Annotated in this window: 16 protein-coding genes; 12 read left to right on the forward strand and 4 right to left on the reverse strand. The window is 75.2% G+C overall.

Annotated elements, in window-relative coordinates; all coding sequences use genetic code 11:
- Positions 1-66 precede the first annotated feature (66 nt).
- Positions 67-1,539 carry a multicopper oxidase family protein gene (locus SLAV_RS03675; RefSeq protein ID WP_030229004.1) on the reverse strand — a complete coding sequence of 491 codons (1,473 nt, stop codon included), beginning with the start codon at positions 1,537-1,539 and terminating at the stop codon, positions 67-69.
- Between the two features lie 353 nt (positions 1,540-1,892).
- On the opposite strand from SLAV_RS03675, the gene SLAV_RS03680 reads away from it, so the two are divergent.
- On the forward strand, positions 1,893-3,776 hold the full coding sequence (locus tag SLAV_RS03680; RefSeq protein WP_051840696.1) for a glycoside hydrolase family 15 protein: 1,884 nt from the start codon (positions 1,893-1,895) through the stop codon (positions 3,774-3,776).
- Here the strand turns inward: SLAV_RS03680 and SLAV_RS03685 are convergent.
- From SLAV_RS03685 to SLAV_RS40850, 3 genes are read right to left on the reverse strand one after another with little or no spacing between them, the layout of a single operon-like run.
- Positions 3,724-4,974: an anhydro-N-acetylmuramic acid kinase gene (locus tag SLAV_RS03685; protein ID WP_078950256.1), complete on the reverse strand. Its 1,251-nt coding sequence runs from the start codon at positions 4,972-4,974 to the stop codon at positions 3,724-3,726. The genes SLAV_RS03680 and SLAV_RS03685 overlap by 53 nt on opposite strands.
- The gene (locus SLAV_RS40845; protein ID WP_051840693.1) at positions 4,971-6,311 is read right to left on the reverse strand and encodes an MFS transporter; all 1,341 of its coding nucleotides are present in this window, start codon (positions 6,309-6,311) and stop codon (positions 4,971-4,973) included. The genes SLAV_RS03685 and SLAV_RS40845 overlap by 4 nt, the downstream gene beginning before the upstream one ends.
- Positions 6,308-7,753, reverse strand: a complete 1,446-nt coding sequence (locus SLAV_RS40850) for a L,D-transpeptidase (RefSeq protein WP_234333531.1) — start codon at positions 7,751-7,753, stop codon at positions 6,308-6,310. The genes SLAV_RS40845 and SLAV_RS40850 overlap by 4 nt, the downstream gene beginning before the upstream one ends.
- A 264-nt stretch (positions 7,754-8,017) precedes the next feature.
- Here SLAV_RS40850 and SLAV_RS03695 point away from each other — a divergent pair, with 264 nt between their 5' ends.
- From SLAV_RS03695 to SLAV_RS03750, 11 genes are all read left to right on the forward strand, one after another.
- Positions 8,018-8,638: an L-threonylcarbamoyladenylate synthase gene (locus tag SLAV_RS03695; RefSeq protein WP_030228994.1), complete on the forward strand. Its 621-nt coding sequence runs from the start codon at positions 8,018-8,020 to the stop codon at positions 8,636-8,638.
- 568 nt (positions 8,639-9,206) lie between these two features.
- Positions 9,207-10,922, forward strand: coding sequence for an AfsR/SARP family transcriptional regulator (locus SLAV_RS03700; protein ID WP_349775287.1), 1,716 nt, complete (start codon positions 9,207-9,209; stop codon positions 10,920-10,922).
- A gap of 303 nt (positions 10,923-11,225) precedes the next feature.
- The gene (locus tag SLAV_RS03710; RefSeq protein ID WP_030228988.1) at positions 11,226-13,421 is read left to right on the forward strand and encodes a TOMM precursor leader peptide-binding protein; all 2,196 of its coding nucleotides are present in this window, start codon (positions 11,226-11,228) and stop codon (positions 13,419-13,421) included.
- Positions 13,411-15,339: a TOMM precursor leader peptide-binding protein gene (locus tag SLAV_RS03715; RefSeq protein WP_158740616.1), complete on the forward strand. Its 1,929-nt coding sequence runs from the start codon at positions 13,411-13,413 to the stop codon at positions 15,337-15,339. Before SLAV_RS03710 ends, SLAV_RS03715 begins: the two co-directional genes overlap by 11 nt.
- Before the next feature lie 48 nt (positions 15,340-15,387).
- Positions 15,388-16,956 (forward strand): SagB family peptide dehydrogenase, encoded by a 1,569-nt coding sequence (locus tag SLAV_RS03720; RefSeq protein WP_030228984.1) that lies wholly within the window; start codon positions 15,388-15,390, stop codon positions 16,954-16,956.
- 41 nt (positions 16,957-16,997) lie between these two features.
- The gene (locus tag SLAV_RS03725) at positions 16,998-19,874 is read left to right on the forward strand and encodes a lantibiotic dehydratase (protein WP_078950255.1); all 2,877 of its coding nucleotides are present in this window, start codon (positions 16,998-17,000) and stop codon (positions 19,872-19,874) included.
- Positions 19,862-20,941: a lantibiotic dehydratase C-terminal domain-containing protein gene (locus SLAV_RS03730; protein ID WP_051840688.1), complete on the forward strand. Its 1,080-nt coding sequence runs from the start codon at positions 19,862-19,864 to the stop codon at positions 20,939-20,941. Before SLAV_RS03725 ends, SLAV_RS03730 begins: the two co-directional genes overlap by 13 nt.
- A gap of 14 nt (positions 20,942-20,955) precedes the next feature.
- Complete coding sequence (locus SLAV_RS03735) at positions 20,956-22,044, forward strand: M50 family metallopeptidase (RefSeq protein WP_030228977.1); 1,089 nt, start codon at positions 20,956-20,958, stop codon at positions 22,042-22,044.
- 54 nt (positions 22,045-22,098) lie between these two features.
- Positions 22,099-23,085, forward strand: coding sequence for an ABC transporter ATP-binding protein (locus SLAV_RS03740; protein ID WP_030228975.1), 987 nt, complete (start codon positions 22,099-22,101; stop codon positions 23,083-23,085).
- Positions 23,082-23,837 (forward strand): ABC transporter permease, encoded by a 756-nt coding sequence (locus SLAV_RS03745; RefSeq protein WP_030228974.1) that lies wholly within the window; start codon positions 23,082-23,084, stop codon positions 23,835-23,837. Before SLAV_RS03740 ends, SLAV_RS03745 begins: the two co-directional genes overlap by 4 nt.
- A complete protein-coding gene (locus tag SLAV_RS03750) occupies positions 23,834-25,783 on the forward strand; it encodes a TOMM precursor leader peptide-binding protein (RefSeq protein WP_030228973.1) in 1,950 nt (649 codons plus the stop codon). Before SLAV_RS03745 ends, SLAV_RS03750 begins: the two co-directional genes overlap by 4 nt.
- Positions 25,784-25,866 lie beyond the last annotated feature (83 nt).

Raw genomic sequence — 25,866 nt, forward strand, 5'->3', positions numbered from 1 at the left:
GGGGTTCCGGCAACGGCCTCGCCCCGGCGGGCCGTACGTCTGCCGGGGCGAGGAATCGGTGGTGCGTCAGGAGATGCGCATGTTCGCCATCATGCCCATGGCCCCGTGGTCGAACAGGTGGCAGTGGTAGACGTAGGTGCCACGGTAGCCGGTGAAGGTGGCCTGGACCTTCACCGTTTCGCCCGGCTTGAGCGGGACGGTGTCCTTCAGGCCGGTCTCCGGGCCGGAGGTGACCGGCTGCCCGTTCCGCTCCAGCACCCTGAACTGCACGAGGTGCATGTGGAAGTTGTGCGGGGCGAACTGGTTGGAGTTCTTCACGGTCCAGATCTCGGTGGCACCGTAGGCGATCTCGGTGTCGATCCGGTCCATGTCGTACGTCTTGCCGTTGATGTACGCCTGGCTGCCCGGGCTGCCGGTCTCGTCCATCTTCATGTCGACGCTGCGGTTGACGCTCGCGGCGGGCAGCGGCGGGAGGGTCCGCAGGGTGTCCGGGACCACGCTGTCGTCGTGCGCGGTGCGGGTGACCCGGAACTGGATCACCTTGCCGACCAGGTCGGCCGATTCGAAGGGCGCGACGTCCTTGTTGACCAGCTCGATGGTGGTGCCGACCGGGTAGCGCGAGAAATCGATGACGACGTCGGCGCGCTCGCCGGGGCTGATCGCGACGGTGTCGGTGCGGTACGGGGAGGGGAGCAGGCCGCCGTCCGTGCCGATCTGGACGAGCTCGGAGCCGTCGGCGAGGCGGAGGGCGAAGAACCGCTGGTTGGCCGTGTTGGTGAGGCGGAAGCGGTACTTGCGGGCCGCGACCTCGAAGTACGGCCAGGACTTGCCGTTGGCGAGGATGACGTTGCGCTTGCGGAAGTCGCCCATCTCGTAGATGAGTTCGCCGTTCTGCGCGAAGCGGGCGTCGCGCAGCGAGACCGGGATGTCGTAGGCGCCGGAGGGCAGGCGCAGGCGGCGCTCGATGTCGTCGGTGAGGACGTAGGTGCCCGTCATGCCGCGGAAGACGTTCTCCGACTCCATGTGGTGGGCGTGGTCGTGGAACCACAGGTTCGCGTGCGGCTGGGTGTTGGGGTACGTGTACGTCTTGGTGCCGCCGTCCGGCTCGATGAGGTCCATCGGCGAGCCGTCGCTGTCCTGCGGCACGTGGGCGCCGTGCAGGTGGATCGAGGTGGGGACGGAGAGGGAGTTGGTCTGGCGGACCACGACCCGGCGGCCGGACTCGGCCTTGATGACGGGGCCGGGGAAGGATCCGTTGAAGGTGCGCAGCCGGGTGGTCAGGCCGGGCACGATCTCCTTGGAGGCTTCCTTCAGGTTCATCCGGTAGTAACTGGTGGTGCTCGTCGTCAGGTACGGCTGGAGGACCGGCGCGAGCGGCATCCGCTGGGTGAACTTGGCTATGCCGACGGGGTCGAGCTCGGCCGCGGGGGCGGGGGGCTCGGTGGCGACGGCGTTCACGACGGGCAGCAGCATCCCGCCGGTGCCGACGATGCTGGTGGCCGCCACGCCTGCTCTGAGTGCGGTCCGTCGAGTGATCACTGTTCCCCCGTGGGTGGTTGCCCGGCGGCTCACTGCCGCGCGGCCGGTCGCGTGGGTACGCGGTTGTGGACGCGGGAAGTCTGTTCGATCACGGTTGTGCCGCGCTCGTGCGGCCGTGGGGCCGCCGCCCTGTTCCGCTGGAGCGGCGCGGCGTACCGCCGGGCGGGCCGGGTGCGGGGGCGGCCGGGCCACGGACCGTTGGGCCGTTCGGGCGACAGTGCGGGTGTCCTGCGCGGCGGGAGCGGTAGCGTCCACGCCGTGGCGCCCCGACCGGGTCATATTGACTGAACGGCGCGCCGAGTGCGTTCCGCGAACTGCTTCATGACGCTTCATCACTGTGGAGGCCATGCGTGATGCGTATCCGGTCCGTCCTGTTGGCCACCGCCCTGCTGGCGACCCTGTCGCCCGCCGCGTACGGGCGGGACGCCGCGGGGCGGCCCCCCTCCTTCGACGGGCAGCCGGCGCACGACGTGGCCCTGTACGGGATCGCCGGATCCGGGACGACGGGGCACGCGGGGGCCCAGGAGTTCGTCTCCGACGGCTCCCGGCTGACCCGGGTGAGCCTGTACCTGAGCAGCCGTGCCGGGTCGGGGAAGGTGGACGTGCAGGTCCGCGGCGTCCGCGACGACCCCGCGTCAGCGGTCGCGGCGGCCCGGGTCGAACTCAAGGGGCTCGGCGGGCCGGGCGCCGGCTGGGTGGAGGTCCCGCTGGGCGCCGCGCTGCGGCCGGGGGTCACGTACTACCTCTACGCGCAGGCCGCCACGGCCGGGGAGCAGCAGGTCGTCTGGCACGGCACCCGTGCGGCCTCGCCGGGCTCACCGGCCGCCGCACAGTACGACGAGGAGCTGGGCGGCTGGCAGGAGGCCCGGGGGCGGCTCGCGTTCTACGTCAACCCGGAGGGCGGCGAGCGGTGCGGGGAGACCGAGACCTGCTACGTGCCGGACACGGTGCGGATCGCGCGGACCGCCGGGCTGCTCACCGACGGGAGGTCGGTGGAGGCCGTCGACCCGGCCTTCGCGGTCGGTGCCCGCTACGTGGAGGGCAGCAACGTGCTGGCGCTGCCGTCGGGCCGGTGGCGTTACCTCCCGTCGGGCGCGGCGAAGTCGCGCGTCGTGGCGGCGGACGACCCCGGCGCCCTGGCCCAGATCGCCGAGTCCCGGCGCTGGCTGGCCTCCGGCAGGGTCCCGGGTTCGGCCGGGGCGCGGCGGGCGGGCGCGGAGCGGGCGCTGCTGTCGATGCGGGCGCTGCTGCGTCCCAACGGGGCCTTCGCGGCGGCCTGGTACCCCTTCTGGGACTTCTCCTGGCCGCGCGACTCGGCCTTCGCCGCGGCCGCCTTCGCGCACACCGGCCACGACGAGGAGGCGTACCGGATCCTGCGGTACAACGCGGCCACGCAGCGGGCGGACGGCACCTGGGAGGCCCGTACCCGCCTGGACGGCTCCGGACCGCCCGACACCCGGACCTGGCAGCTCGACGCCAACGGCTGGGTGCCCTGGGCCACCTGGCAGTGGTACCGGGCGGCTCCCGCCGCCGACCGCGAGGAGCGGCTGCGGGCGCTGTACCCGGCGATCGCCAGGGCCGCCGACCACACGTCCGGGTCGCTGGATGCGGAGGGGCTGCCGCCGGCCTCCCCCGACTACTGGGAACTGCCCACCGGCACCGCCAACATCGGCACGGCCGCCCCCCTGCTGGCGGGTCTGAACGCCGCGGCCGACCTGGCGGCCGGGCTCGGGCGGGCGGATGACGCGCGACGGTGGGCGCAGGCCGCCGGGCGGCTGGAGGCGGGGATCGCGAAGCGGTTCGCGCCGCTGGGCTACCCGCGCACCGTCGACGGGCTCCACGGCCGTGACAGCGCCGCCGCGTTCATGGCCCCGCCCTTCAACACCGCTCCCGCCGGGCTGTCCGCCGCGCTCGACGACACCTACCGGGCGCTGCTGCGCCCCAACGGCGGTCTGATCCCGGGGAACGACCCCGACGCGCCGTGGGGGAACGTCTCCTGGACGGCGAGCACCTCGTTCTTCGCCCTCGCCTGGTCGGCGACGGGCCGGCGGGACGAGGGCGGCGCGGTGCTGGACTGGGTGCTGTCCCGGCGCAACCTGCTCGGCGAGCTGCCCGAGACGGTGGACGAGCAGGGTCTGCCGAAGGCCGTGGTGCCGCTGGGCTGGACGGACGCGCTGGTCCTGCTCACCCTCCTGCAGCAGGACGGTACGACGCTGCCGACGCCGCCGCGGCGCTGACGCAGCGGCCGTCGCCCGCGCTGCGGTCCCCGATGACGAGGACGCCCGGCGGGCGGGTCGGGGCGGGCGGGAGCGTCAGGGGGCGGCGGCCGGGGGTGAGGGAGCCGAGGACGCGGGGGCCGCGGGCGCCGGTGCAGTCGGGTGCGTTGCCGGGGAGGCCGTGGACGGTGAGGAAGCCGAGGACGGCGAAGGCGTACGCCTCCTTCGCGGCGGCGGGCAGACCGAGCGCGTCGGAGGTGAGCAGGGCGGTGCCCGGGGGCAGTTCCTCGCGCAGGGCCGCCATGAGGGCGGGGTTGCGGGTGCCGCCGCCGGAGGCGATGACCTCGGTGGCGCGCAGGGGCCGCAGGGCGTCGGCGACGGTCCGGGCGGTGAGCCGGGTGAGGGTGGCGAGGACGTCCTGCGGTGCGAGGCCGGGGTGGGGGGCCAGGGCGGCGCGCAGGTGGCCGGGGTGGAAGAGCTCCTTGCCGGTGGTCTTGGGGGCGGGCAGCCGGTAGTACGGCTCGTCGAGGAGCCGGCGCAGGAGGGGCGGGTGGACGCGGCCCGCGGCGGCGAGGGCTCCGTCGGCGTCGTGGTCGAGCCGCCCGGCGGTGAGTTCGCGTACGGCGGCGTCCAGGAGGGCGTTGCCGGGGCCGGTGTCGAAGGCCAGGGGCGGGCCGGTCGCCGGGAGGACGGTGAGGTTGGCGATCCCGCCGATGTTCAGGGCGGCGGGGACGCCGGGGCGGCCGCGCAGCAGCATCAGGTCGACGAGGCTGACCAGCGGGGCACCCTGGCCGCCGGCGGCCACGTCGCGGGGCCGGAAGTCGCTGACGACGGGGCGGCCGGTGGCCTCGGCGATCCAGGCGGGGCTGCCGATCTGCAGGGTGCCGTGCACCCGGCCGGCGTCCGCCCAGTGGAAGACGGTCTGCCCGTGCGAGGCCATCAGCTCGGCGCGTCCGGCGCACAGTTCGCGGTCGGCGCGGACGGCGAGGGCGGCGAAGGCCTGGCCGATGCGGGTGTCGAGGCGGCACACGTCGCCCAGGGTGGTGGGGGCGGGCGGCAGGGCGGCGGCGAGGGCGGCCCGCAGGGTGTCCTCGTAGGGGGCGCTGACCATGCCGAGCGGGACCAGGCGCAGGGTGCCGTCCTCGTCGAGGGTGAGGTCCGCGGCGGCGGCGTCGACGGCGTCGTAGGAGGTTCCGGACATCAGCCCGACGACCCTCACCGCAGCGGTCCCCGGTGGTCGTCGCCGCGCAGGCCGGCCAGGGCGAGGGCGCTGAGGGCGCAGAGGCCCCCGGCGTAGTAGGCGGGGACGTCGGGGTCGCCCGTGGCCGCGGTCAGGGCGGTGACGATCAGGCCCGCGCAGCCGGAGAAGACGGCGTTGGCGAGGGCGTAGGCGAGTCCGAGTCCGGTGCAGCGCACGGAGGAGGGGAACATCTCGGCGAGCATGGCGGGGCCGGGGCCGGCGAGCAGCCCGACCGTGGCTCCCGCGGCGAGCAGGGCGGCCGCCTTGGCGGGTGCGGCGGCGTCCGGGTCCCGCAGGAGGTGGAGGAACGGGAGGGCGCACAGGGCCACGGCGAGGGCGCCCGCGAGCATGACGGGGCGGCGGCCCACGCGGTCGCTGAGCCGGCCGGCGGGGAGGATCGAGGCGGCGAAGCCGAGGTTGGCGAGGGTGGTGGCGATCAGTGCCTCCCGGAAGGACGCGCCGAGCGTGGACTGGAGGTAGGACGGCAGGACGACGAGGAAGGTGTACCCGGCCGCCGACCAGCCCATGATCCGCCCGACGCCGAGGACGACGGCCCGCACCGTACCGAGCCCGGGGGCGGGGGCGGGGGCGGGTTCCGGGGAGGGCGTACGGGTGGGGGGTCCGGGGAGGGCGGTGCGCAGGCCGAGGGCGGTCAGGCCGAGCGGGAGGGCCAGCAGGAACGGGATCCGCCAGCCCCACCCGGACAGGGCCGCCGGGGAGAGCAGCGAGGCCGTCAGGGCGGCGGCCGCGGCTCCGGCGAGCAGGCCCAGGGCGACGGTGAAGGACTGCCACGCCCCGTAACGGCCGCGCCGCCCCGGGGGCGCGTGCTCGGTCATCAGCGCCACCGCGCCGCCGAACTCCCCTCCGGCGCACAGGCCTTGTACCGCGCGCAGCAGGACGAGCAGCCAGGGGGCGGCGGCGCCCGCCGTCGCCCGGTCCGGGAGCAGGCCGATCAGGGTGGTGGCGAGGGTCATCAGGGCGATCACGAGGACCAGCGCGGGGCGGCGCCCGGCCCGGTCGGCGAGGCGGCCGAAGAGGAGGGCTCCGGCGGGCCGGAAGAAGAAGGCGACGGCGAAGGAGGCGTAGGCGGCCAGGAGCGGCGCGGCCGGGTCCGGGCCCGCCGCGGCGGGGGTGAAGAAGCGCTCGGCGATGACGGTGGCGAAGCAGCCGTACACGCCGAACTCGTACCACTCGACGAAGTTCCCGGCCGCGCCCGCCAGCAGCGCCCGGCGCGGGGGGACGGCACGGTGGGCGGGCCCGGTGGCGGGGGGAGCGGCGGACGGGCCGGGCGCGGCCGCTCCCGGCGGCCCGCTCACGTCGTCGGGTGCAGCCGGGAGGGGGTGTGTCCGGCGAGGGGTTCCGGCCGGGCGGCGGCGGGGGTCAGGGCGCTGCCCGACAGCCAGGTGCGCCAGTCCATGTTCCAGTCGCCGAAGCCGTTGTCGAAGGGGGCCATGGGCGCGCCGCCGCTGTTGACCACCTCGACGATGTCGCCCTCGCGGACCGTCTCGAAGAACCAGGCGGCGTCCTCGGTGGACATGCCGGTGCAGCCGTGGCTGACGTTCTCCTCGCCCTGGGCCTCGACCGACCAGGGCGCGGCGTGGACGTACTCGCCGCTCCAGGTGACCCGGGTCGCGTAGAGGACGGGGAGGTCGTAGAACTCCTTGGTGCCCTTCTGGATGCCGACGGTGTCCCCGCGCATGCGGACCTTGGCCTCCTTGCCGAGGACGACCTTGATGCCGCTGCGGGTCAGGAAGCCCGCCTTGCCGGTGGTGACGGGGATGGTCCGGATGACCCGGCCGTTGCGGCGTACGGTCATCTCGTGGGCGGCGGAGTCGGTGACGGCCTCGATCCGGTCGGCGACGGTGAACTCCAGGGGCTCGGACGGGCCTCCGTACCCGTGGCCGCCGAGCTCGACCCCGTCGAGGCCGCTGCGGACGCGGACCACGGTGTGGGCGGGCCAGTAGGTGCGGGGCCGGAAGTGCAAGGTGGTGTCGTCGACCCAGTGCCAGGCGCCCTCGACGTGGGGCTCCGAGGTGACCTGGAGGCCCTGTTCGACGCGGGCCCGTGCGTCGGCGTCCTCGGCGGGGACCGGGCTGCTCAGGACGGCCGTCACGATCTCCCCGGCCCCGTACGTGCCCGGGCGGGGTCCGAACTCGGCGGTGAGCCTGCCCCCGTCGGCCGGGGGCGCGGTCCGGAAGGCCATGGTGACGCCGACCGGGGTGCCGTCCCCGTCCTGGGCGCCGACCCGCACGGTGTAGGTCTCCCCCGCCCGCAGGGGTTCGGTGTTGCGCCAGCGGCCGCCGCCCGGGGCGAGGGCGCCGGCCAGGTGGCGGCCGTGGCCGTCGTGGACGGTGACGTCGGTGAGGCCGCCGGCCTGCGAGCGGGCCAGGGCGATCTCCAGAGGCCCGCCCGCGTCCGTGGGGAGCGCTTCGGGGCGGCGGAACGCCGGGTCGGGCAGGACGGACGCGGCTCCGTGGGCGGTGGCCAGAATCCGCTGTTCCCGCCAGGCGCCGCACGGCCCGCCCCGGAAGGCTCCGGCCTCGCACCAGCCGGCGGTGACGGGGCCGCGGTCGCCGTCCTCCCCGTCGACGGCGCGGCCGACCAGCAGGGTGACCGCCGCGTCCCGGGCCGCGCCGGCGGCCGCCCGGTCCAAGGGGCCGCTCCCTCCCGCCGGTTGGCCGGGGGCGGCGGCGACGGCCAGCAGGGCGCCCGTCACCGCTGCCGCCGCACTCCACGCTTGAGTCCGTGACTTCGCCACGCAGCCCTCCCAGGTCGCACACGCCGGATGGCAGCATCAAAACGACCGGAGCACGAAACGATGATCATAAACTCGGCCCTGGGGCCGAACGGGCGCGCCAAGAGAACCCGGACGGAGCAGAGCGCGCCGTCCGCCGCGTACCACGGCCCGCCCGGCCCGTCGGTCCGGACAACGGTTTCCGGACACCCCCTAGGGGGTCGCGGGAGGCCGTCCTGGGGTTCGCAGGTGGCGGAGGGCACCGGTCCGGTCCCGTACGCTCGACGGATGGCGAAGTATTTCGACGTGCACCCGGAGAATCCCCAGCGGCGCACCATCAGCGGCGTGGCCGACAGCATCCGTTCGGGGGCGCTCATCGCGTACCCGACGGACTCGTGTTTCGCGTTGGGGTGCCAACTCGGCAACCGCGACGGCCTCGCGCGGATCCGTGCGATCCGCGACCTCGACGACCGTCACCACTTCACCCTGGTGTGCCAGAACTTCGCCCAGCTGGGGCAGTTCGTACAGGTCGACAACGACGTCTTCCGCGCGATCAAGGCGGCGACCCCCGGCCCGTACACCTTCATCCTGAAGGCCACCTCGGAGGTGCCGCGCCAGCTGATGCACCCCAAGAAGAAGACGGTCGGCGTCCGGATCCCCGACCACCTGGTCACCCAGGCCCTCCTCGCCGAGCTGGGCGAGCCCCTGGTGTCCAGCACGCTGCTCCTGCCGGACGAGGAGGAGCCGCTGACGCAGGGCTGGGAGATCAAGGAGCGGCTCGACCACGTGGTGGACGCCGTGCTCGACTCCGGGGACTGCGGGACCCGGCCGACCACGGTCATCGACTTCTCCGGCGGCGAGGCCGAAATCATTCGCCGCGGCGCGGGCGACACGGACCGTTTCGAGTAGCAGCGCGGGACACCCCTTCTCACACGAGGGCGGATTCCGTTCCAGGAAACGGAATCCGCCATCCCGGGCGACTGGATCCGGCCACTCAGAGGATCTCGCCCCATCCGGTTTCGATCCGCGGGTAATGCGCGCTCAATTCAGACTCCAGCGAGCCGCCCATCGGGGCTCGTTTACTCGTGAACAGCATTGACGCTCCGACAGTAACTCCACGGGACGTCCGGGTGACGGAGAGGAGAAGGCGGGCCGGTACGCCGGAAATGTTGCGGTCGACGCCTCGACTTTCGCAAGATCCGTTATGTAGGGTTCCAGATATTCACCGCCCGACGGGGAGCGGCGAGCATCCTCAGGCTATGGTCCGGACTATTTCCGGAGTGTGTCCGGCACGGAAGCTCCGCAGACCACCGCACCCGTCACACCCGTCTGCGAAACACGTGACCCGACACGGGGGACCATCATGCGGTTCCAGCTATTGGGGCCCCTGAGTATTGCGCACGGCCCCGAGACAGTGGTTCTCAAACCGTCCAAACCCACCAGTCTGCTCGCGGCGCTTCTCCTCCATCCCGGCGCCGTGGTTTCCACCGGCTATCTCCTGCGCGCCGTTTGGGACGAGGAGCCTCCCGCCACCGCGCGGGCCGCTCTCCAGACGTGCGTACTGCGCCTGCGCAGGTTATTCGCGAAATACGGCATATCCGCGACGACCATAGAGGCCGTACCGGGCGGGTACCGGATGCGCAACGACACCGAGACCCTGGACCTGGTCCTGTTCCGGTTGCTGACGGCGCAGGCCCGCGCCGCCGCCGGCACGGACGGGGAGCTGTACCGGCTGCGCGAGGCGCTCTCGCTCTGGCACGGCCAGCCTCTGGCCAACGTGGCCTCGCGGATGCTCCAGCGGGACGCGGTGCCCGCGCTCGAACAGGAGCGGCTGCGGGTGCTGGAGCGGATCTGCGACCTCGAACTCGCCGCCGGGAACTGCCATCAGGTACTGGTCGACCTCTACGAGAGCGCCCGCCGGCATCCGGTGCGCGAGCGGTTCACCGAGCAGCTGATCGAAGCCCTCTACCGCACCGGCCGCCAGGCCGAGGCGCTGGCCGAGTACCGCACGGTGCGCGACCGGCTGCGCGAGGAGCTCGGCGTGGACCCGGGACCGGGACTGCGGCGCCTGGAGCTCGCGATCCTGCGCGCCGAGGAGCTGGGACCCGCCGTCCGCGGCGAGGGGACCACCGAACTCCCCTCCCGGCAGGAGCCGTCGGCCGTCACCGGCCCCGTCCCGCCCGGGGGCTCCGGCCCGGGCCCGGACTCCGGTTCGGGCGCCGCGCATCCCGGCCGCACGGGCGCCCCGGCCGGCGGCGTGGCACCGGTCGGCGGCATCGCACCGGTGCGCGGCTTCGCCGGGCGCGAGGCGGACCTGCGGGCGATGGCCCTGCGGCTCACCGACGCGGACGGGCCCCGGCTCGTGGTCGTCTCCGGAGCGCCCGGCATCGGCAAGTCGGCGCTGGCGCGGCAGAGCGCGTACGAGGTCCGGGACGCCTTTCCCGGCGGGGTTTGCGTCGTCGACCTGGCCCGCCCGGACGGCAGTGCCCTCGACGTGGAGGAGGCCCGCGAGCTGCTGCCCGGGCCGGACGGCGGCGGACGGCGGCTGCTGCTCCTGGACAACGCGGCCGGCGCCGGACAGGTGCTCCCGCTGCTGTCCGCGACGGGCGACGCCTCGGTGCTGGTGACCAGCCGGCGCGGGCTCGCCGCGGTCGTCGCCACCCACGGCGGGGCCGTCCACCGGCTCGACGTGCTCGGGCCGGGCGAGGCCCACCGGCTGCTCGCCGGACTGGTCGGGGCCGAGCGGATCGGCGCCGAGGAGGCCGCGGTGCGGGAACTGGCCGCGGTGTGCGGGCACTTCCCGCTCGCGCTGAGGATCGCCGCCGGACGGCTGCTGACCCGGCCGGGCCAGTCGGTCGCGGACTGCGCGGCCTGGCTCGCGGAGGATCCGCCCGCCCGGCTGGCGCTCGCCGAGGACCCCCGGATGTCGGTGCCGGAGGTGTTCGGGCAGGCAGTGAGCGTGCTCCCGCCCCCGTTGCGCGAAACGTTTCTGCGGGTGGGCTCGCTCGATCCCGCCGAGGGGCTGTGCGCGGCCGGGAGCGAAACCGTCCTCGAACAGCTCGTGGAGGCCGGGATGCTGGAGGACGGACCCCCCGGCCAGCCGTACCGGATCCACGCCTTCCTCCGGGTCTACGCGCGGTGGCTGGCCCGGGACGGCGAGGTCGCGGCGGCGAAGACGTCCCTCACGCGCTGATCCACCGCACCGGGCGGGCCGGCGCTCCGTCCCGTCCCGTCCGTCCCGTCCGTCCCGTCCGTCCCGTCCGCCTCGCCGCGCCCGTCCCGTCCTATCCGCCCCGTCTGCCTCGCCGCGCCCGCCCCGTCCGCCCACCCCCGCGCACGCGCGCCCTCCCGTACGGCCACCCGACCACCCGCGACCCGCACCTCCCCGGCCCCGTCCGCCCCGGCGGCGGGCGCCGGGCGCACACCCCCCACGGTTCGCTCCGGCATTTCCCACCTCACGTCTCCGACCCCACCAGACCGCAAGCAGAGGTGTTCCATGTCCCAAGCCAGCTTCGACGACGTCGCCGCCACCCGGCCCCGGATCCGCCGGGACGTGCTCTTCACCGAGACCCCGGACGGCGTGCTGTTCCACAACTCCGACGGCGGGTTCCGCCTCACCGCCCGCGCGGCGTACCGCTTCGCGACGCTGATCGTCCCCCACCTGACCGGCGAGCACTCCGTGTCCGAGCTCTGTCAGGGGCTGGGCGCACCCCAGCGCGCGATGGTCGGCGAACTCGTCAGAACCCTGTACGAGCGGGACTTCGCCCGTCCCGTGGCCGGGCCGCAGTCCCCTCCCCCGGCCGCGGTCCCCGAACCCGACGTCGCCCGGCGGTACGCGCCGCAGATCGCCTACGCCGACCACTACGCCGACGACGCCGAGGCCCGCTTCCTGCGCTTCCGCGGCACCCGGGTGGCCGTCCTCGGCGAGGACGCCGTCGCCCGCTGGTGCGCGACCGCCCTGGTGCGCAACGGCTGCGCGGCCGTGGCGCTGCTGCCGGGGCCGGCGGTGGCCGAGGTGGAGGCCGAGGCCGCGGAGGCGGTCGCGGACGGCTGCCCGGTGGAGGTCCGCACGCTGCCCTCCCTCCCTTCGACGTGGGAGGAACTGGCGGACTACGACTTCGTGGTGGTGACCGGCGGGACCGACGCCCCCGCCCGGCTGCTCCCGCTGCTGCGCGCCGGTATACCCGAGGGCCGCTCGCTGCTGCCCGCCTGGACGTACGGCGGCGACGCGGTCGTCGGCCCCCTGATGACGCACGCCGCCGTCGGCTGCTGGTCCTGCGCGGCGCTGCGGCTGGGCGCGGCGCGCGGGGGCGCGGGCGCGGCCGAGCTGTGGAGCGCGCTGGCGCTGCCGGGGTGCCCCCCGGCCGCGGGGCCGGTGCCGGGGCGGCCGCTGGCCGCGATGCTCGGCAACCTGCTGGGGTACGAGGTGTTCCGCGCGACCTCGGGAACCCTGCCGGCCGAGACCGCCGGACGGCTGCTCGTCCAGGACATGGCCTCGCTGGACGTGACGGCCGAGCCGCTGTTCCCGCACCCGCGCTGCCCGTTGTGCGCGCAGGAGGACCCCGCCGCGCCGTCCGTGGACCTGGCCGCCGCCGGCCGCTCGGGCACGCCCGCGCTGCCCACGCTGGAGACCGCCCGGGAGGCGGAGGAGCTCGTCGAGGAACTGAACCGGCGTTCGACGGTGGTGCGGCCGTACGCGGGGGTGTTCACCCGGTACGCGGACGAGGGGCTGACGCAGATCCCGCTCAAGCTGGGCGTGGTCGAGCTGGGCATCGGGCACGCCGGGCCGCGCGCGGTGACCGCCTTCGACATCCACCACGTGGCCGGGGCCCGGATGCGGGCGCTGGACGCGGCGGCGCTGGTGTACGCGGAACACGTGGTCCCGGCGCGCGGGCTGACCGCGGGCGGCTGGGGCGACGCGGTGACGGCGGCCCGGCTGACGACGGCCTCCGGGATACCGGGCGAGGTGTCCGCGTACCAGCGGGCGGTGTCCCTGCTGACGAAGGAGCCGGCGCTGGTCCCGGCGGGAGCGGTGCGGCCGTTCGGCCCGCACAACGCCGACCGGCTCTTCGAGCGCACCCGTGCCGGGGCGGGGGCCGGCCCCTCCCCCGCCGACGCGGCCGCCGCGGGCCTGCTGTCGGTGCTCGGGCACGCCGCGCTGCTGCGGGCCGTGCGGGGCGCCGCGGCGGTCCCGGTGGCGCTGCCGGATCCGCAGGAGGGGGAGGACGCCGAACTCGTCTTCCTCGTGCGGTCGGCGGAGCGGCTCGGGCTGGAGCCGGAGCTGCTGGACCTGGGCGAGGGTGCCCGCAGCGGGGTCGAGGTACTGCTGGCCCGGTCCGGGGAGCACTGGGCGCTGGGCGAGGGCCTGGACCGGCGTACGGCCGCGGTCGCGGCCCTGCGGGAGCTGCTGGGCGCGGTCCAGTACGCCGCCGATCCGGCGGCCGGGGGCCGGGCCGACACCGGCGATCCGCTGCTGCGGGACCTGGACCCGCGGGCGCTGACGGTCTCGGATGCGGCCGCCGTGGCGACGGCGGCCCCGGGGACCTCGTGGGAGGCGGTGCTGGAGCGGCTGGGCGCCGAAGGGCGGGACGCGTACGTGGTGGCGACCGGGGCGCCGGAGCTGGCGGACACCGGGATCCACACCGTGCGGGTGCTGCTCACGGCGGAGCGGGAGCCCGGCGATGACGCGTGACGCCCCCGCCCGCCGGGTGACGGCCGCCGCCACGGTCGCCGAGGGGCTCGGCCGGGAGGCCGCCGAACGGTTCACGGCCCTGCTGGAGCGCGCCCTGACGGCCCTGGACGGTCCGTCCGTGGCCCTGACGGCCCTCGGCCTGCGCGACGCCTTCCACGCCCCGGCCCCGGCGGCGCCCGGCGGGGCCGGGGTGCCGGTGGGCCTCTACGGACACCAGGCCGTCGTCGGGCCCGTGCCCCTGGCGGGGCCGGGGTGCGCGCGGTGCCTGGAGCGGCGCTGGCAGGCCGTCCGGTCCGTCGCGCTGCGGGACGCGCTGGAGCTGGGGACGGGGACCCGGGCGGTCGGCGGGTGGCCGTACGCGCTCCCCTTCGCCGCCGACACCCTGGCCGCGCTGGTGGTCTCGGCCGCCGGGGCCGGTCCGGCGGCGGGCCCGTTCCCCGAGGTGCGGTCGCTGGACCTGCGCACCGGCACGGTCCGGCGCTACCCGCTGGTGCCCGATCCCGAGTGCCCGGTCTGCGCCACGCCCGTCGTGGACGGACCGGCTCCGCTGGACCTGGCGCCCGCGCCCAAGTACCGGCCGGGGGCCTTCCGCACCCGGCCCGTGGAGGCGTACGCCATCGAGGTGGCGGCCTTCGCCAATCCGCTGTGCGGGGCGCTGGGGCCCTCCCTGGTGCAGGACGTGTCCTCGACGTCCACCTCGGCCACCATCGGCTGCTTCTCGATGCGTTCGGGGGAATACCTGCGCGAGACCTTCTGGGGCGGGCACACCGACACCTTCGACCGCAGCGCGCGCGTCGGGGTGCTGGAGGGGCTGGAGCGGTACGCGGGGATGCGCGCCCGCGCGCGTACGACCAGCGTCACGGGCTCGCTCCGCTCGTTCGGCTCCGGGGCCGTGGACCCGCGGGAGGTCGGGCTGTACGGGGAGCGGTTCCACCGGGACAACCCCCGGGTGCGGCCCTTCGACCCGGACCGGGAGATCCCCTGGGTGTGGGGCTGGTCCCTGCGCGACCGCGAGCCGCGGCTGGTGCCCGAGGTCCTGACGTACTACCACGCGCCCGGACTGGAGAACCGGTTCGTCCAGGAGAGCTCGAACGGCTGCGCCTCCGGCGGGAGCCTGGCCGAGGCCTGCTACTTCGGGCTGATGGAGGTCGTGGAGCGGGACGCCTTCCTGCTCGCCTGGTACGGGCGCCAGCCGCTGCCGGAGATCGATCCGGCGACCAGCTCCCGGGCCTCCACCCGGGCGATGGTGGACCGGCTGGCCCTGTACGGGTACCGGGCGCGGTTCTTCGACACCCGGATCAGCTTCCCGATCCCGGTGGTGACGGCCGTCGCGGAGCGCTTCGACGGCGGCACGGGCCGGATGTGCTTCGGGGCGGGGGCCGGGCTGGACCCGGAGTCCGCGCTGGACTCGGCACTGTGCGAGATCGCCACGGACGCGGTGAACCTGCCCGGCCGCACCGAGCGGGACGCCGATCGGCTGCGGGCGATGGCGGCCGACTTCGACCTGGTCACCGCCCTGCACGACCACCCGCTGGTGTACGGGGTGCCGGAGATGGGACGGCACGCCGACTTCCTGCTGCGCGCGCCCTCCCCCGGGCCGCTGCGTCCGGTGTCGGCGCTGCTGGGCCCCGAGGGGGTGGCGGACGACGTCCGCGAGGACCTGGCGCGGTGCGTCGACGCCGTCGCCGCCCGCGGGTTCGACGTGGTGGTCGTCGACCAGACGATGCCCGAGCAGCGGGCGCTGGGCCTGCACACCGTGAGCGTGCTGGTACCCGGGCTGCTGCCGATCGACTTCGGCTGGTCCCGGCAGCGCGCCCTGGGCATGCCGCGGCTGCGGACCGCCCTGCGCGCGGCCGGACTGCGCGAGCGGGACCTGGAGGACTCCGACCTCAACCCGGCCCCGCACCCCTTCCCCTGACCCGGCCGCCGGCACGCTCCGGCACGACCGACCGACCGAGGAGGACCCGTGGGCTACGCCCATGACTACGCCAGCGCCATCATGTACCGGGGCCGGATCCCCATGGAGCCCGTGGACTTCGTGCCCGACTGGGCCGACCGCCCCCGCAAGGCCAAGTTCTACCCGGACGCGGAGACCCTGCCGCTGCCGGATCCGGCGGGCGGGCCGCGGCCCGCGGCGGGGTTCACCCTGCCGCTGCTCTCCGGGATGCTCCAGGACTCGTACGGGCTGACCGGCCGGCGCCTGGGGGTGCAGGCCAACACCGACCTGGCGGCGCTCCCCCACTACACGCAGGCCAACTGGTCCCGGGGCACGGCCTCCGGCGGCGGGCTCTATCCCGTCGGCGTGTACTGGGCCGCCGGGGCGGGCGGGCCACTCGCCCCGGGGGTGTACCACTACGCCCCGCACCAGCACGGGCTGCGCCGGCTGCTGACCGGCGACGTGACCGGTGAGGTGCGCGCGGCGCTCGGGGCGGGCCCGGACGGCTGCACCCAGTACCTGGTGCTGGGCGTCAAGTACTGGCAGAACTCCTTCAAGTACAACAGCTTCTCCTTCCACGCGGTGAGCATGGACGTGGGCGCGCTGATCCAGACCTGGCGGCTGTGGGCCCGGGCGTACGGGCTGCGGATCGCGCCCGCGCTGTGGTTCGACGAGGAGCGGCTGGCCCGGCTGCTCGGCGTGGTCCCCGAGGAGGAGGGGATCTTCGCGGTGCTCCCGCTGGAGTGGGAGGGCGACGGCTCCCGGACGCTCGCCGCACCCCCCGCCGCGCCCTCCACGGCGCCCCTCGCGGCACCGCCCGCCGTCCGGCTCCGGGACAGCGAGCGCTCCCGCACCGTGCTCGGCTTCGAGACGCTGCACCGGATCCACGCCGCCACCCTGGGCCGGGCGGACGAACGTCCGGCTCCCGGCGCGCTGGACGCGGCCGCCGCGTACCCGCCCCGGGGGGGTCAGGGGATCCCGCTGCCCCCGCCGGACGTCGCCCCGCTGGAGCCCGCGGCGGCGCTGCGGGCACGGCGCAGCAGCTTCGGCCGGTTCGACGCCGGCCGGCCGGTGACGCCGGGGCAGCTGGCGGCCGCGCTGGCCGACTGCGCCGCCACCCGGGTGGGCAGCGAGGCGGAACGGCCCGAAGGGCCGCCGCTCACCTCCCTGTACGCCTTCGTCAACCACGTCGAGGGGATCGCGCCGGGCAGTTACGCCTACGACCCGGCGGCCCACGCGCTGCGCCTGGTGGTGGCGGGGCCGCCCGGCTCCTTCCTCCAGGAGAACTACTTCCTGTCCAACTACAACCTGGAGCAGGCGGCGGCCGTGCTCGTGCCGACCGTACGGACCACCGCGGTCCTCGACGCGGTCGGCGACCGCGGCTACCGCCTCGTCGGCGCGGCCGTCGGCGCCGTCGCGCAGACCTTCTACGCCACCGCCGCCGCCCACGGGCTCGGCGCGGGCGTGGCGCTCGGCTTCGACAACGTCTCGTACGCCGAGCGGCTGGGGCTGGAGGACACCGACGAGGCGCCGCTGCTGATCATGCTGCTCGGTCACGAGCGGCCGCGGCCCGCCGACTTCCGCCACGAGATCGCCTGACCGGACGCGAAGTGCCCACCGAGAGAAGCGGAACGATCAGGATGAACACCACCACCCAATGGCGAGCGGGCGACCGCTTCATGCTGCGCGTGGCCGGCCTGCCCCTGACCGCGGCCGACGCGCTGCGCTGCGCGGACACCCGCCGCTGGGCGGCCGACGTGCTCACGGCCGAGGACGGGCTGCGGGCGGACGCCCAGTGGCTGAGCGAGGTGCTGCACCGGGCGGTCGGCGAGACCGACCCGGATCCGGGCGGACCGGACGCGGCCGGACGCCGCGCGCTGCTGCGGCTGCGACGGCAGATCCACAACGGCCGGCCGCCCGCCGACCCCGAGGGCGCCCTGCGCATCCTCGCCGAGTTCGGCGGTCCGGGGGCGGACGCCGCCGTGGAGCGGCTCGGCGGCTGGCTGCGGCGCGCGGACGAACTGGCGAAGCTGCTGGCCGAGGGCGAGGCCCTGCTGGCCGCCGATCTGGGCCGGGGCCGGGCCGCGCTGCGCGACCTGCTGGCGGACGAACGGCTGCGGCACGGACTGCTGCTGGCCTCCCCGGTCCTGGAGGGGCAGCTCGACGCGTACGCGCGGGCCACCGCGGACGGCTCGGTGCCGCAGGGCCGGGCCCGCAAGGCCGAGCGCTCGGTGCTCTCGTACCTCTTCCGCACCGCGTGCAAGACCAGTCCCTTCAGCACCTTCACCGGGGTGGCGACCGGCCGGTTCACGGAGCAGGAGGCACCGGAGGGGGCCGGGCCGCAGGGGATCCGGGTGGCGGACCACTGGAGCAGCCACGTGCGGCTGAACGTGGTGGTCCTGGCCCGGCTCGCCGAGCTGGTCCTGGCCGATCCGGTGCGCCGCCGGGACCTGCCGCTGCGCCCGGCGCCGGGCTGGGGGCGCGAGGAGGACCGTATCCGCTACGTGCGCCGCTCGGTGACGGCGGGCGACGACTCGGCCGCGGTCACCTTCGACGCGGTCAAGGACCGGCTGTTCTTCCTGCGCCGCAGCGGCACCCTCGACCGGCTGCTCGCCCTCTTCGCGGAGCGTGAGGAGGTGTCCGGGCGGCCGGAGCTGCGCCACCGGGAGCTGGCCGACTGGCTGGCGGCGGAGCACGGGGCGCCGCCGCAGGAGTGCGAGGCGTACATCGCCGCCCTGCTGGAGCTCGGCATGGTGCGCGTGCCGTGCCTGGACACCCAGGTGCACAGCGGGGATCCCGTACGGTCCTTCCAGGATGCGCTGCGCGCGCTGGAGCGGCCCTGGGCGCAGGAGCTCGCCGGGCTGCTGGAGGAGCCGGCCCGGGTACTGGAGCGCTATCCGCACGCGGACCGGGCCGAGCGCGCGGAGCTGCTGCGCGCCCTGCGCACCGGACTGCGCCAGGCACAGCGGGAGCTGGGCGCGCCCGCGGACGCGCCGCTGCCACAGACCCTGGTATACGAGGACGTCAGCGCGGGCCGTGAGCTGCCCGCTCCGGCGCCGGGGTGGGCGCGGGAGGGGTCGGACGGGGGCGCCCTGCGGTCGGTGGAGCGGATCCTGCCGGCCTTCGACCTGACGCTCGCCCAGCGGATCACCTTCGAGGGCTTCTTCACCGCCCGCTACGGGCGCGGCGGGCGCTGCGAGGACCTGCTGGGCCTGGTGCACGACTTCCACGAGGACTTCTTCGACCAGTACCTGTCCTTCACCGCGCGGCGCACCCCCTTCGACGCGCGCGGCGAGTACGTGCCGGAGGAGAACTGGCTCGGCCTGCCCGGCATCCGGGCCCTGGACGCGGCCCGGCGCGCCTTCACCGGCCGGATGCGGGAGCACTGGGCGGCGTACGAGGAGCGGGGCGGCGGCGCCGAGCTGCGCCTGACGGAGGACGACGTCGCGGCCGTGGCGGAGGAACTGGAGCCGGTGGTGCCGGGCTTCGCGCCGCGCTGCCACCACGTGCAGCTGGCCCGCGACCCGGCCACGGGCGGGGAGCTGACCGTGCTGAACCGCTCCTACGGCGGCCTGTCCTTCCCCTTCAGCCGCTTCACCCACGTCTACGGGGAGCGGGACGGGCAGCCGTCCCTCGACGGGCAGTCGCGCGCCACGGCCGCCGCGGTCACCCCGCCGGGCGCGGTGTTCGCCGAGGTCACCGGTGGGCCGGTGACCACCAACCTGAACCTGCACGGGCGGCTCACCGAGTACGAGATCGTCTGTCCGGGCGAGAGCGGCACCCTGCCGGAGGAGCGGCTGCTGCGCCTGGACGACCTGTACGCGCAGCACGTGCCGGAGACCGGCCGGGTGGTACTGCGCTCGCGCCGCCTGGGCGTGGAGGTGATCCCGGTGTACCTCGGGTACCTGGTGCCTCTCGCGCTGCCCGCCGTACCGCGGACGCTGCTGCTGCTCTCGCCGTCCTCGATGTCCCCGCTGGACGTGTGGGCGGGGGTGGCGGAGGCGGTCCCGCACGGCGGGGTGAGCGCGCGTCCGCGGGTGGTGCACGGGGACGTGGTGCTGAGCCGGCGCAGCTGGACCACCACGGCGGGGGAACTGCCGGCGCACGGGGCGCGGGAGGCCGCGCACTTCCTGGAGTGGCAGCGCTGGCGGCGGGCGCACGGGCTGCCGGAGCGGGTGTTCGCGACGGTGTCGACGGGTCCTTCGGCGCTGGGGGCGAAACCGCAGTACGTGGACTTCGCGAGCCTGCTGTCGCTGGCGGCCTTCGAGCCGCTGCTGCGCGAGGGCGGCCACCGGGTGGTCTTCCGCGAGATGCTCCCGGACCCCGGTTCGCTGCACACCCTCTCGGAGCGCGGGGCGCACGTCGCCGAACTCGCCGTCGAGACCTTCGCCACGACCGTCCCGTCAGACCCGCGATCCCCGGAATCCCCGGAATCCCAGAACTCCCCGAACTCCCCGGACTCCCCGAACTCCCCGAACTCCCCCGACCCGGAAGGCGTTTCCAGATGTCAGAGCTGACCCCGACGCGTGGCGCGTGGCAGGCCGTGCACATCTTCTACGCCGCCAACCCGCAGCCCCTGCTGGTGCGGTGCGTGCGTCCGCTGATCGCCTCGCTGGAGGAGGACGGGCTGCTGGCGGGCCACTTCTTCATCAACTACTGGCTGGAGGGGCCGCACGTACGGCTGCGGCTGCGCCCGGTGACCCCGGCGGCGGAGGCCGAGGTGCGGCGGCGCACCGAGGAGGCGGTGGCCGCCTTCCTGCGGTCCCGGCCGGCGCTGTACGAGGTGGACTCCGGGTTCCTCAACGAGTTCTACAACACGCTCTTCGACATCGAGTTCCCCGAGGGGGACCGGGCGGCCTTCATGGGCGCCGACGGCCGGATGAACCTGCGTCCCAACAACTCCTTCTCCTGGGAGCCGTACGAGCCGGAGTTCGGCAAGTACGGCGGTCCGGCGGGGGTCGAGCTCGCCGAGTGGCACTTCGCCCGTTCCAGCGATCTGGTCATGGACGCCCTGGGCTCGATGAACCTGCACCTGCGGACGGTGCTGCTGGGCACGTCGGCGCAGCTGATGATGGTGATGGCGGGCGTGTTCCTGCCCGACCGGGAGGAGCTGGGCGGCTACCTGGACCGCTACTACGAGTTCTGGCACCGGGCCTTCCCCGGCACCGGTTTCATCGGCTCCTCCGAGTACGACCGCACGTACGAACAGACCGCCCCCGGGCTCGCGCGGCGCTTCTCGGGGGTGCGGGCGGCGCTCGGCTCCGGGGAGACCGGCCGGCTGCCCGCCTTCCTCGCCGGGTGGGCCGAGCACTGCCGGGAGCTGCGGCGGCGGGCCGAGGCGCTGGCCGTCGGCGGGGAGCTGGTGTTCCGCTCCTGGGACGGCACCCGCGACGAGCGGGTGACGGATCCGGCGGTGGCGCTGCCGCTGCTGCTCTCCCCCTACATGCACATGACGAACAACCGGCTGCACGTGACCATCCGGGACGAGGCCTACCTCGCGCACCTGCTGGGCCGGGTGCTGCGGGAGGGCGCGCCGGGGGACGCCGCGGCGGACCCGGCCGGGGCGGGGGTGGTCGGGCCGTGAGCACGCCCTCGGGGATGCTGGAGCACCGGCCCGCGCTGCGGCCGGGGATCCTGCTGTCGCCGCCGCTGCTGAACGGCCCCACCGTGGTGCACCTGGTGAAGGACCCGGTGTCCGGGTCCTCCTTCGAGATCGGGCCGAAGGAGTACTTCCTGGTCTCGCGGCTGGACGGCTCGCGCAGCCTCGCCGAGATCGGCGAGGCCTACGGCCGGGCCTTCGGGCGCCGGCTGGGCGAGCGGAACTGGCAGCAGCTGCTCGGGCTGCTGGGGAGCCGGCGGCTGCTGGCGGGCGGTCCGCCCCCGGAGCCCGCGGCCGGACCGGGGCCGCAGCGCACCGGGACCCTGCTGCGCGGGACCCTGCGGCTGGTCGCGGACGCCGACGCGACGACGGCGCGGCTGCACCGGTTCCTGCGGCCGGTCCTGCGGCCGGTGGCGGTGGGTGCGCTGATCCTCGTCTGCCTGGGCATGGAAGGGGTGTTGGCGTTCGCGTCCGGGGAACTCCTGGAGGACCTGTGGTGGTTGCTGTCGCACCCGGTGCCGCTGCTGGCGGTGGCCACGCTGCTGTGGCTGAGCACCGCCCTGCACGAGTTCGCGCACGGGATCGCCGCCCGGCACGTCGGCGGTACGGTCGGGGAGATCGGGCTGCGCTGGCGGCTGCCGGTCGCGATCATGTACTGCACCGTCGACAACTACCGCTACCTGCCCCGGCGTCGCCAGCAGCTGGCGGTGGCCGGGGCGGGCGCCTTCGCCAACCTGCTGTTCCTGCTGCCCTTCTTCGGCTGGTGGGCCGCCCTGCCCGCCGAAGACGCCACCGGGCGGGTACTGGGCGCGCTGCTGCTGCTCGGCAGCGCCCAGGCCCTGGTCAACCTGGTCCCGCTGCCGCCGCTCGACGGCTACACGCTGCTCGGGCACGCCCTGCGCGTGACCCGGCTGGCGCCCGCCAGTTCGGCCTACCTGCGGCTGCGGATGCGCGACCGCGCGGCCGCGGAGGCGTACCCGCGCCGGGCCCGGCGGCTCTACCTCGGCTACGGGATCGGCTCGGCCGTGCTGGTCCTGCTCCTGGCCGGGGCCGCGGCGGCCGCCGTCGTCCTCACCGTCCGCGCCTGACCCCCTGTTCTTCCCACCCGCTCCGTCTCCGATACCGAGGGAACCGCACCGCCCATGACAACTGACCGCACCCCACCGCCCGGGGCACCCCTCACGGGCCCCGTAGCCGTCTCCGTCCAGGAGGTCCGCAAGCGCTACGGCGACCGCCAGGCCGTGGACGGCATCTCCCTCGACGTGCAGCGCGGCGAGTTCTTCGGCCTGCTCGGCCCCAACGGCGCGGGCAAGACCACCCTCATCGAGATCGTCGAGGGCCTGCGCCAGGCGGACTCCGGCACGGTCGAGGTGCTGGGCGAACGCCCCTGGCCCCGCAACACCGCGCTGCTGCCGCGGATCGGCGTACAGACCCAGGCCTCGGCCTTCTTCGTGCGCCAGACCGCGCGCGAGCACCTGGCGACCGTCGCCGGGCTGTACCGCAAGGACGCGGCCGCCGCGGACCGCACGCTGGAGACGGTCGCGCTGACCGAACAGCGCGACGTCCTCGTCGAGAACCTCTCCGGCGGCCAGCGCCAGCGGCTCGCCATCGCCTCGGCGCTGGTCCACGACCCGGAACTGATCTTCCTGGACGAGCCGACGGCCGCGCTGGACCCGCAGGCCCGCCGCGACCTGTGGGAGGTGCTGCGCGCTCTCAAGGGCGAGGGCCGCACCATCGTCTACACCACCCACCACCTGGACGAGGCCGAGGCCCTGTGCGACCGGGTGGCCATCCTCGTCGCGGGCAGGATCGCCGCCCTCGACTCCCCGCACCGGCTGGTCGCCGCCGCCGGGGCCCCGGCCCGGCTGCTGGTGCCGGCCGGGCGGATCGGCGTCGCGCAGGCCGCCGCCCTGGACGGGGTGGACCGGGTGAGCGAGCAGGGCGGCTCCCTGGTGCTGGAGACCGCGGCCCCCGGCCGGGTCCTGCAGGCCGTCGACGCCCTCACCGGACTCGACGGGGTGATGACCCGGACGGCGACCCTGGAGGACGTCTACCTGGAACTCACCGGCCACCACCACGGGCCGGACGCCGGCCGCACCCCCGCACACACCACGGAGTCCCCGGCATGAGCGCATACACGGCACTGACCTCGGCGGGCTACCGGGCCCAGGTCCGGGACAAGGCCACCCTCTTCTTCACCTTCGCCTTCCCGCTCCTCTTCCTGGTCGTCTTCGGCCTGATCTTCAGCGGCCAGGACGTGGAGGAGAGCGGGCGCCCCTACATCTCCTACATCGCACCCGGGGTGATGTCCTGGGGCGTCGCCAACGCCGCCGTCTTCGGGATCGCCTTCACCCTGATGCAGTGGCGGCGCGACGACCTGCTGCGGCTGGTCCGGCTCACGCCGACGCCGCTGACCACCGTGCTGGCCTCGCGCTACGTCCTGGCCCTGGTCGTGGGCGTCGTGCAGGCGGCGGTGTTCATAGCCGTGGCCATGCTGCCCGGATTCGGTCTGGCCCTCGACGGCCGCTGGCCGCTGGTGCTGCCGGCGCTGGTGGCCGGGATCACCGCCTTCATGGCGATCGGCGTGATCGTCGGGAACTTCGCCCACACCCCCGAGGCCGTCGCCGCGATCGCCAACTGCCTGATGGTGCCGATGGCGTTCCTGTCCGGGTCCTTCCTGCCGCTCGACATGATGCCGGGCTGGCTGCGGTCGGTCTCCCGGGTCCTGCCGCTGCGCTACCTCAACGACGCGGCCACCGGCGCGCTGACCGGTTCGGGCTCGCTCGCCACCATCGGGATCGGGTGCGCCGCACTGTGCGGGTTCGCCCTGCTGTTCGGCGGGATCGGGCTCAAGACCTTCCGCTGGAGCAACCAGTCATGACCGCGACGAGAGCCGTACGGGCCGGGGCCCCGGCGGGAACCCCGATGGAGCCGGCCCGGCGCGCCCTGGAGCAGGCCCTCGGCGGCGCGGGCACCGGGCCCGCCGTCGTCACCCTGGGGGTGCACGACGCCCTCGGACCGCGTGCCGCCGACCCGTTCGCGACGGTCCGGCCGGGCGCGACCGTCCACCTCAGCGCCCGGGCCGTACTGATCGGCCCCTGGGGCGGCGACGCCAGCGCGCCCGCCTGCGGGCAGTGCCTGGCGATGCGCTGGCAGCGGCTGCGCAGCCGCAGCGAACGGGACGCGCTGGAGACCGGCACCGGGCCGGTCACCACCGCCGCGGCGCACTGGCCGCGGCTGTCCCCCTGGGTGCTCGACGCGGTCGCCGCCCTGCACGCGGCCGTGGCGGGCGGGGAGGCGGGCGCGCCCGGCCGGTCGGCGGCCGACCGGGCCCTGCCCCAGGTCTCCCGGCTGGACCTGGAGACCCTCCAGGTGCGCACGTACCCGCTGGCCGCCGACCCGCTCTGCCCGGACTGCGGCCCGCGCGGCACCGACGCCCCGCGGCCCTTCACCCCCCGCTCGCTGCCCAAACCCCACCCGGGGGCGCAGCGGCTGCGCGCGGCGTCCTCGTACCCGGTGCCGCACGAGGCGCTGGCGAACCCGGTGACGGGGGTGCTGGGCGCGGGCACCTGGACCAACGTGACCTCGCCGACCACCGCCCCCGTCGCGGGCAGCGTCTTCATGCGCGGCTACGCCGGGCTGACGGACGTCACCTGGAGCGGGCAGGCCAACAGCTTCTCCGCCAGCCGCGACCTGGCCTTCCTGGAGGGCCTGGAGCGGTACGCGGGCACGCACCGGCGCACCGGCTCCACCGAGGTGCTCACCGCCGCGTACGCGGAACTCGGCGATCGGGCGCTGGACCCGGCGCTCTGCGGGTTCTACCCGGAGGCTACCTACCGCGACGATCCGCTGGTCTCCCCCTTCGACCCGGAGCGGCCGATCCCCTGGGTGTACGGGCATTCGCTGCGCGACGACCGCCCGGTGCTGGTGCCGGCCCGGCTGGCGTACTACAGCGCGGGCCTCGCGGCCGACAACTTCGTCTTCGAGTGCTCCAACGGCTGCGCGATCGGCGGCTCCCCCGAGGAGGCCCTGCTCGGGGCGCTGCTGGAGCTGATCGAGCGGGACGCCTTCCTGCTCGCCTGGTACGGCGGCCTGCGGCTGACGGAGATCGACCTGGCCTCCGTGCCGGGGCCGGCGGTACGGACGATGGTGGACCGGGCCGCGCTGCAGGGGTACGACGTGCACGCCTTCGACAACCGGATCGACCTGGCGGTGCCGGTGGTGACGGGTCTCGCGGTGCGCCGCGACGGCGGGCCGGGGCTGTACTCCTTCGGCGCGGGCGCCGCGCTGGATCCGGCGGCGGCGGTGGAGGCCGCCCTGTCGGAGGTGCTCACCTACATCCCGCACCTGCCCGGCCAAGTGGCGGAGCGGCAGGCCGAACTGGAGGCGATGACCCGGGACTTCTCCCTGGTCAAGCACCTCAAGGACCATGCGCAGCTGTACGGGCTGCCCGCGATGTCCCCGTACGTACGCCCGTACCGGGAGCCGCTCGCCGTGCGGCCGATGGAGGGTCTCTACGCGGAGTGGGAGGAGCGGGGGCGCCCCCGGACGGGCGATCTGCGCGACGACCTGATGCTGTGCGTGGACGAACTCACCGCCGCCGGGCACGACGTGATCGTCGTAACCCAGACGACCCCGGAGCAGCGCCGGGCGGGGCTGAGCACCGTGTGCGCGATCGTCCCGGGGCTGCTGCCGATCGACTTCGGCTGGTCGCGCCAGCGGGCCCCGTACATGCCGAGGATGCGGACGGCGGCCGTGCGCGCCGGGCTGCGCCGGGAGCCGCTGACGGACGCGGAGGTCCGGCTGGTGCCGCACCCCTTCCCCTGAGCGGGCGGGCGCCGCGCGCCGGATGCCCCGGCCCCCTCCGGAGAGGGGGCCGGGGCATCCGTGTGCACGGCCTGCTGAGCTCG

Source organism: Streptomyces lavendulae subsp. lavendulae, assembly GCF_002803845.1.
GTDB lineage: Bacteria > Actinomycetota > Actinomycetes > Streptomycetales > Streptomycetaceae > Streptomyces > Streptomyces lavendulae.

Bases quoted from the DNA above. Each gene is read 5' to 3' on its own strand.
- SLAV_RS03710 (WP_030228988.1), top strand. From the start codon at position 11,226: ATGTCCCAAGCCAGCTTCGACGACGTCGCCGCCACCCGGCCCCGGATC.
- SLAV_RS03695 (WP_030228994.1), top strand. From the start codon at position 8,018: ATGGCGAAGTATTTCGACGTGCACCCGGAGAATCCCCAGCGGCGCACC.
- SLAV_RS03715 (WP_158740616.1), top strand. From the start codon at position 13,411: ATGACGCGTGACGCCCCCGCCCGCCGGGTGACGGCCGCCGCCACGGTC.
- SLAV_RS03725 (WP_078950255.1), top strand. From the start codon at position 16,998: ATGAACACCACCACCCAATGGCGAGCGGGCGACCGCTTCATGCTGCGC.
- SLAV_RS03680 (WP_051840696.1), top strand. From the start codon at position 1,893: ATGCGTATCCGGTCCGTCCTGTTGGCCACCGCCCTGCTGGCGACCCTG.
- SLAV_RS03735 (WP_030228977.1), top strand. From the start codon at position 20,956: ATGCTGGAGCACCGGCCCGCGCTGCGGCCGGGGATCCTGCTGTCGCCG.
- SLAV_RS03730 (WP_051840688.1), top strand. From the start codon at position 19,862: ATGTCAGAGCTGACCCCGACGCGTGGCGCGTGGCAGGCCGTGCACATC.
- SLAV_RS03740 (WP_030228975.1), top strand. From the start codon at position 22,099: ATGACAACTGACCGCACCCCACCGCCCGGGGCACCCCTCACGGGCCCC.
- SLAV_RS03745 (WP_030228974.1), top strand. From the start codon at position 23,082: ATGAGCGCATACACGGCACTGACCTCGGCGGGCTACCGGGCCCAGGTC.
- SLAV_RS03750 (WP_030228973.1), top strand. From the start codon at position 23,834: ATGACCGCGACGAGAGCCGTACGGGCCGGGGCCCCGGCGGGAACCCCG.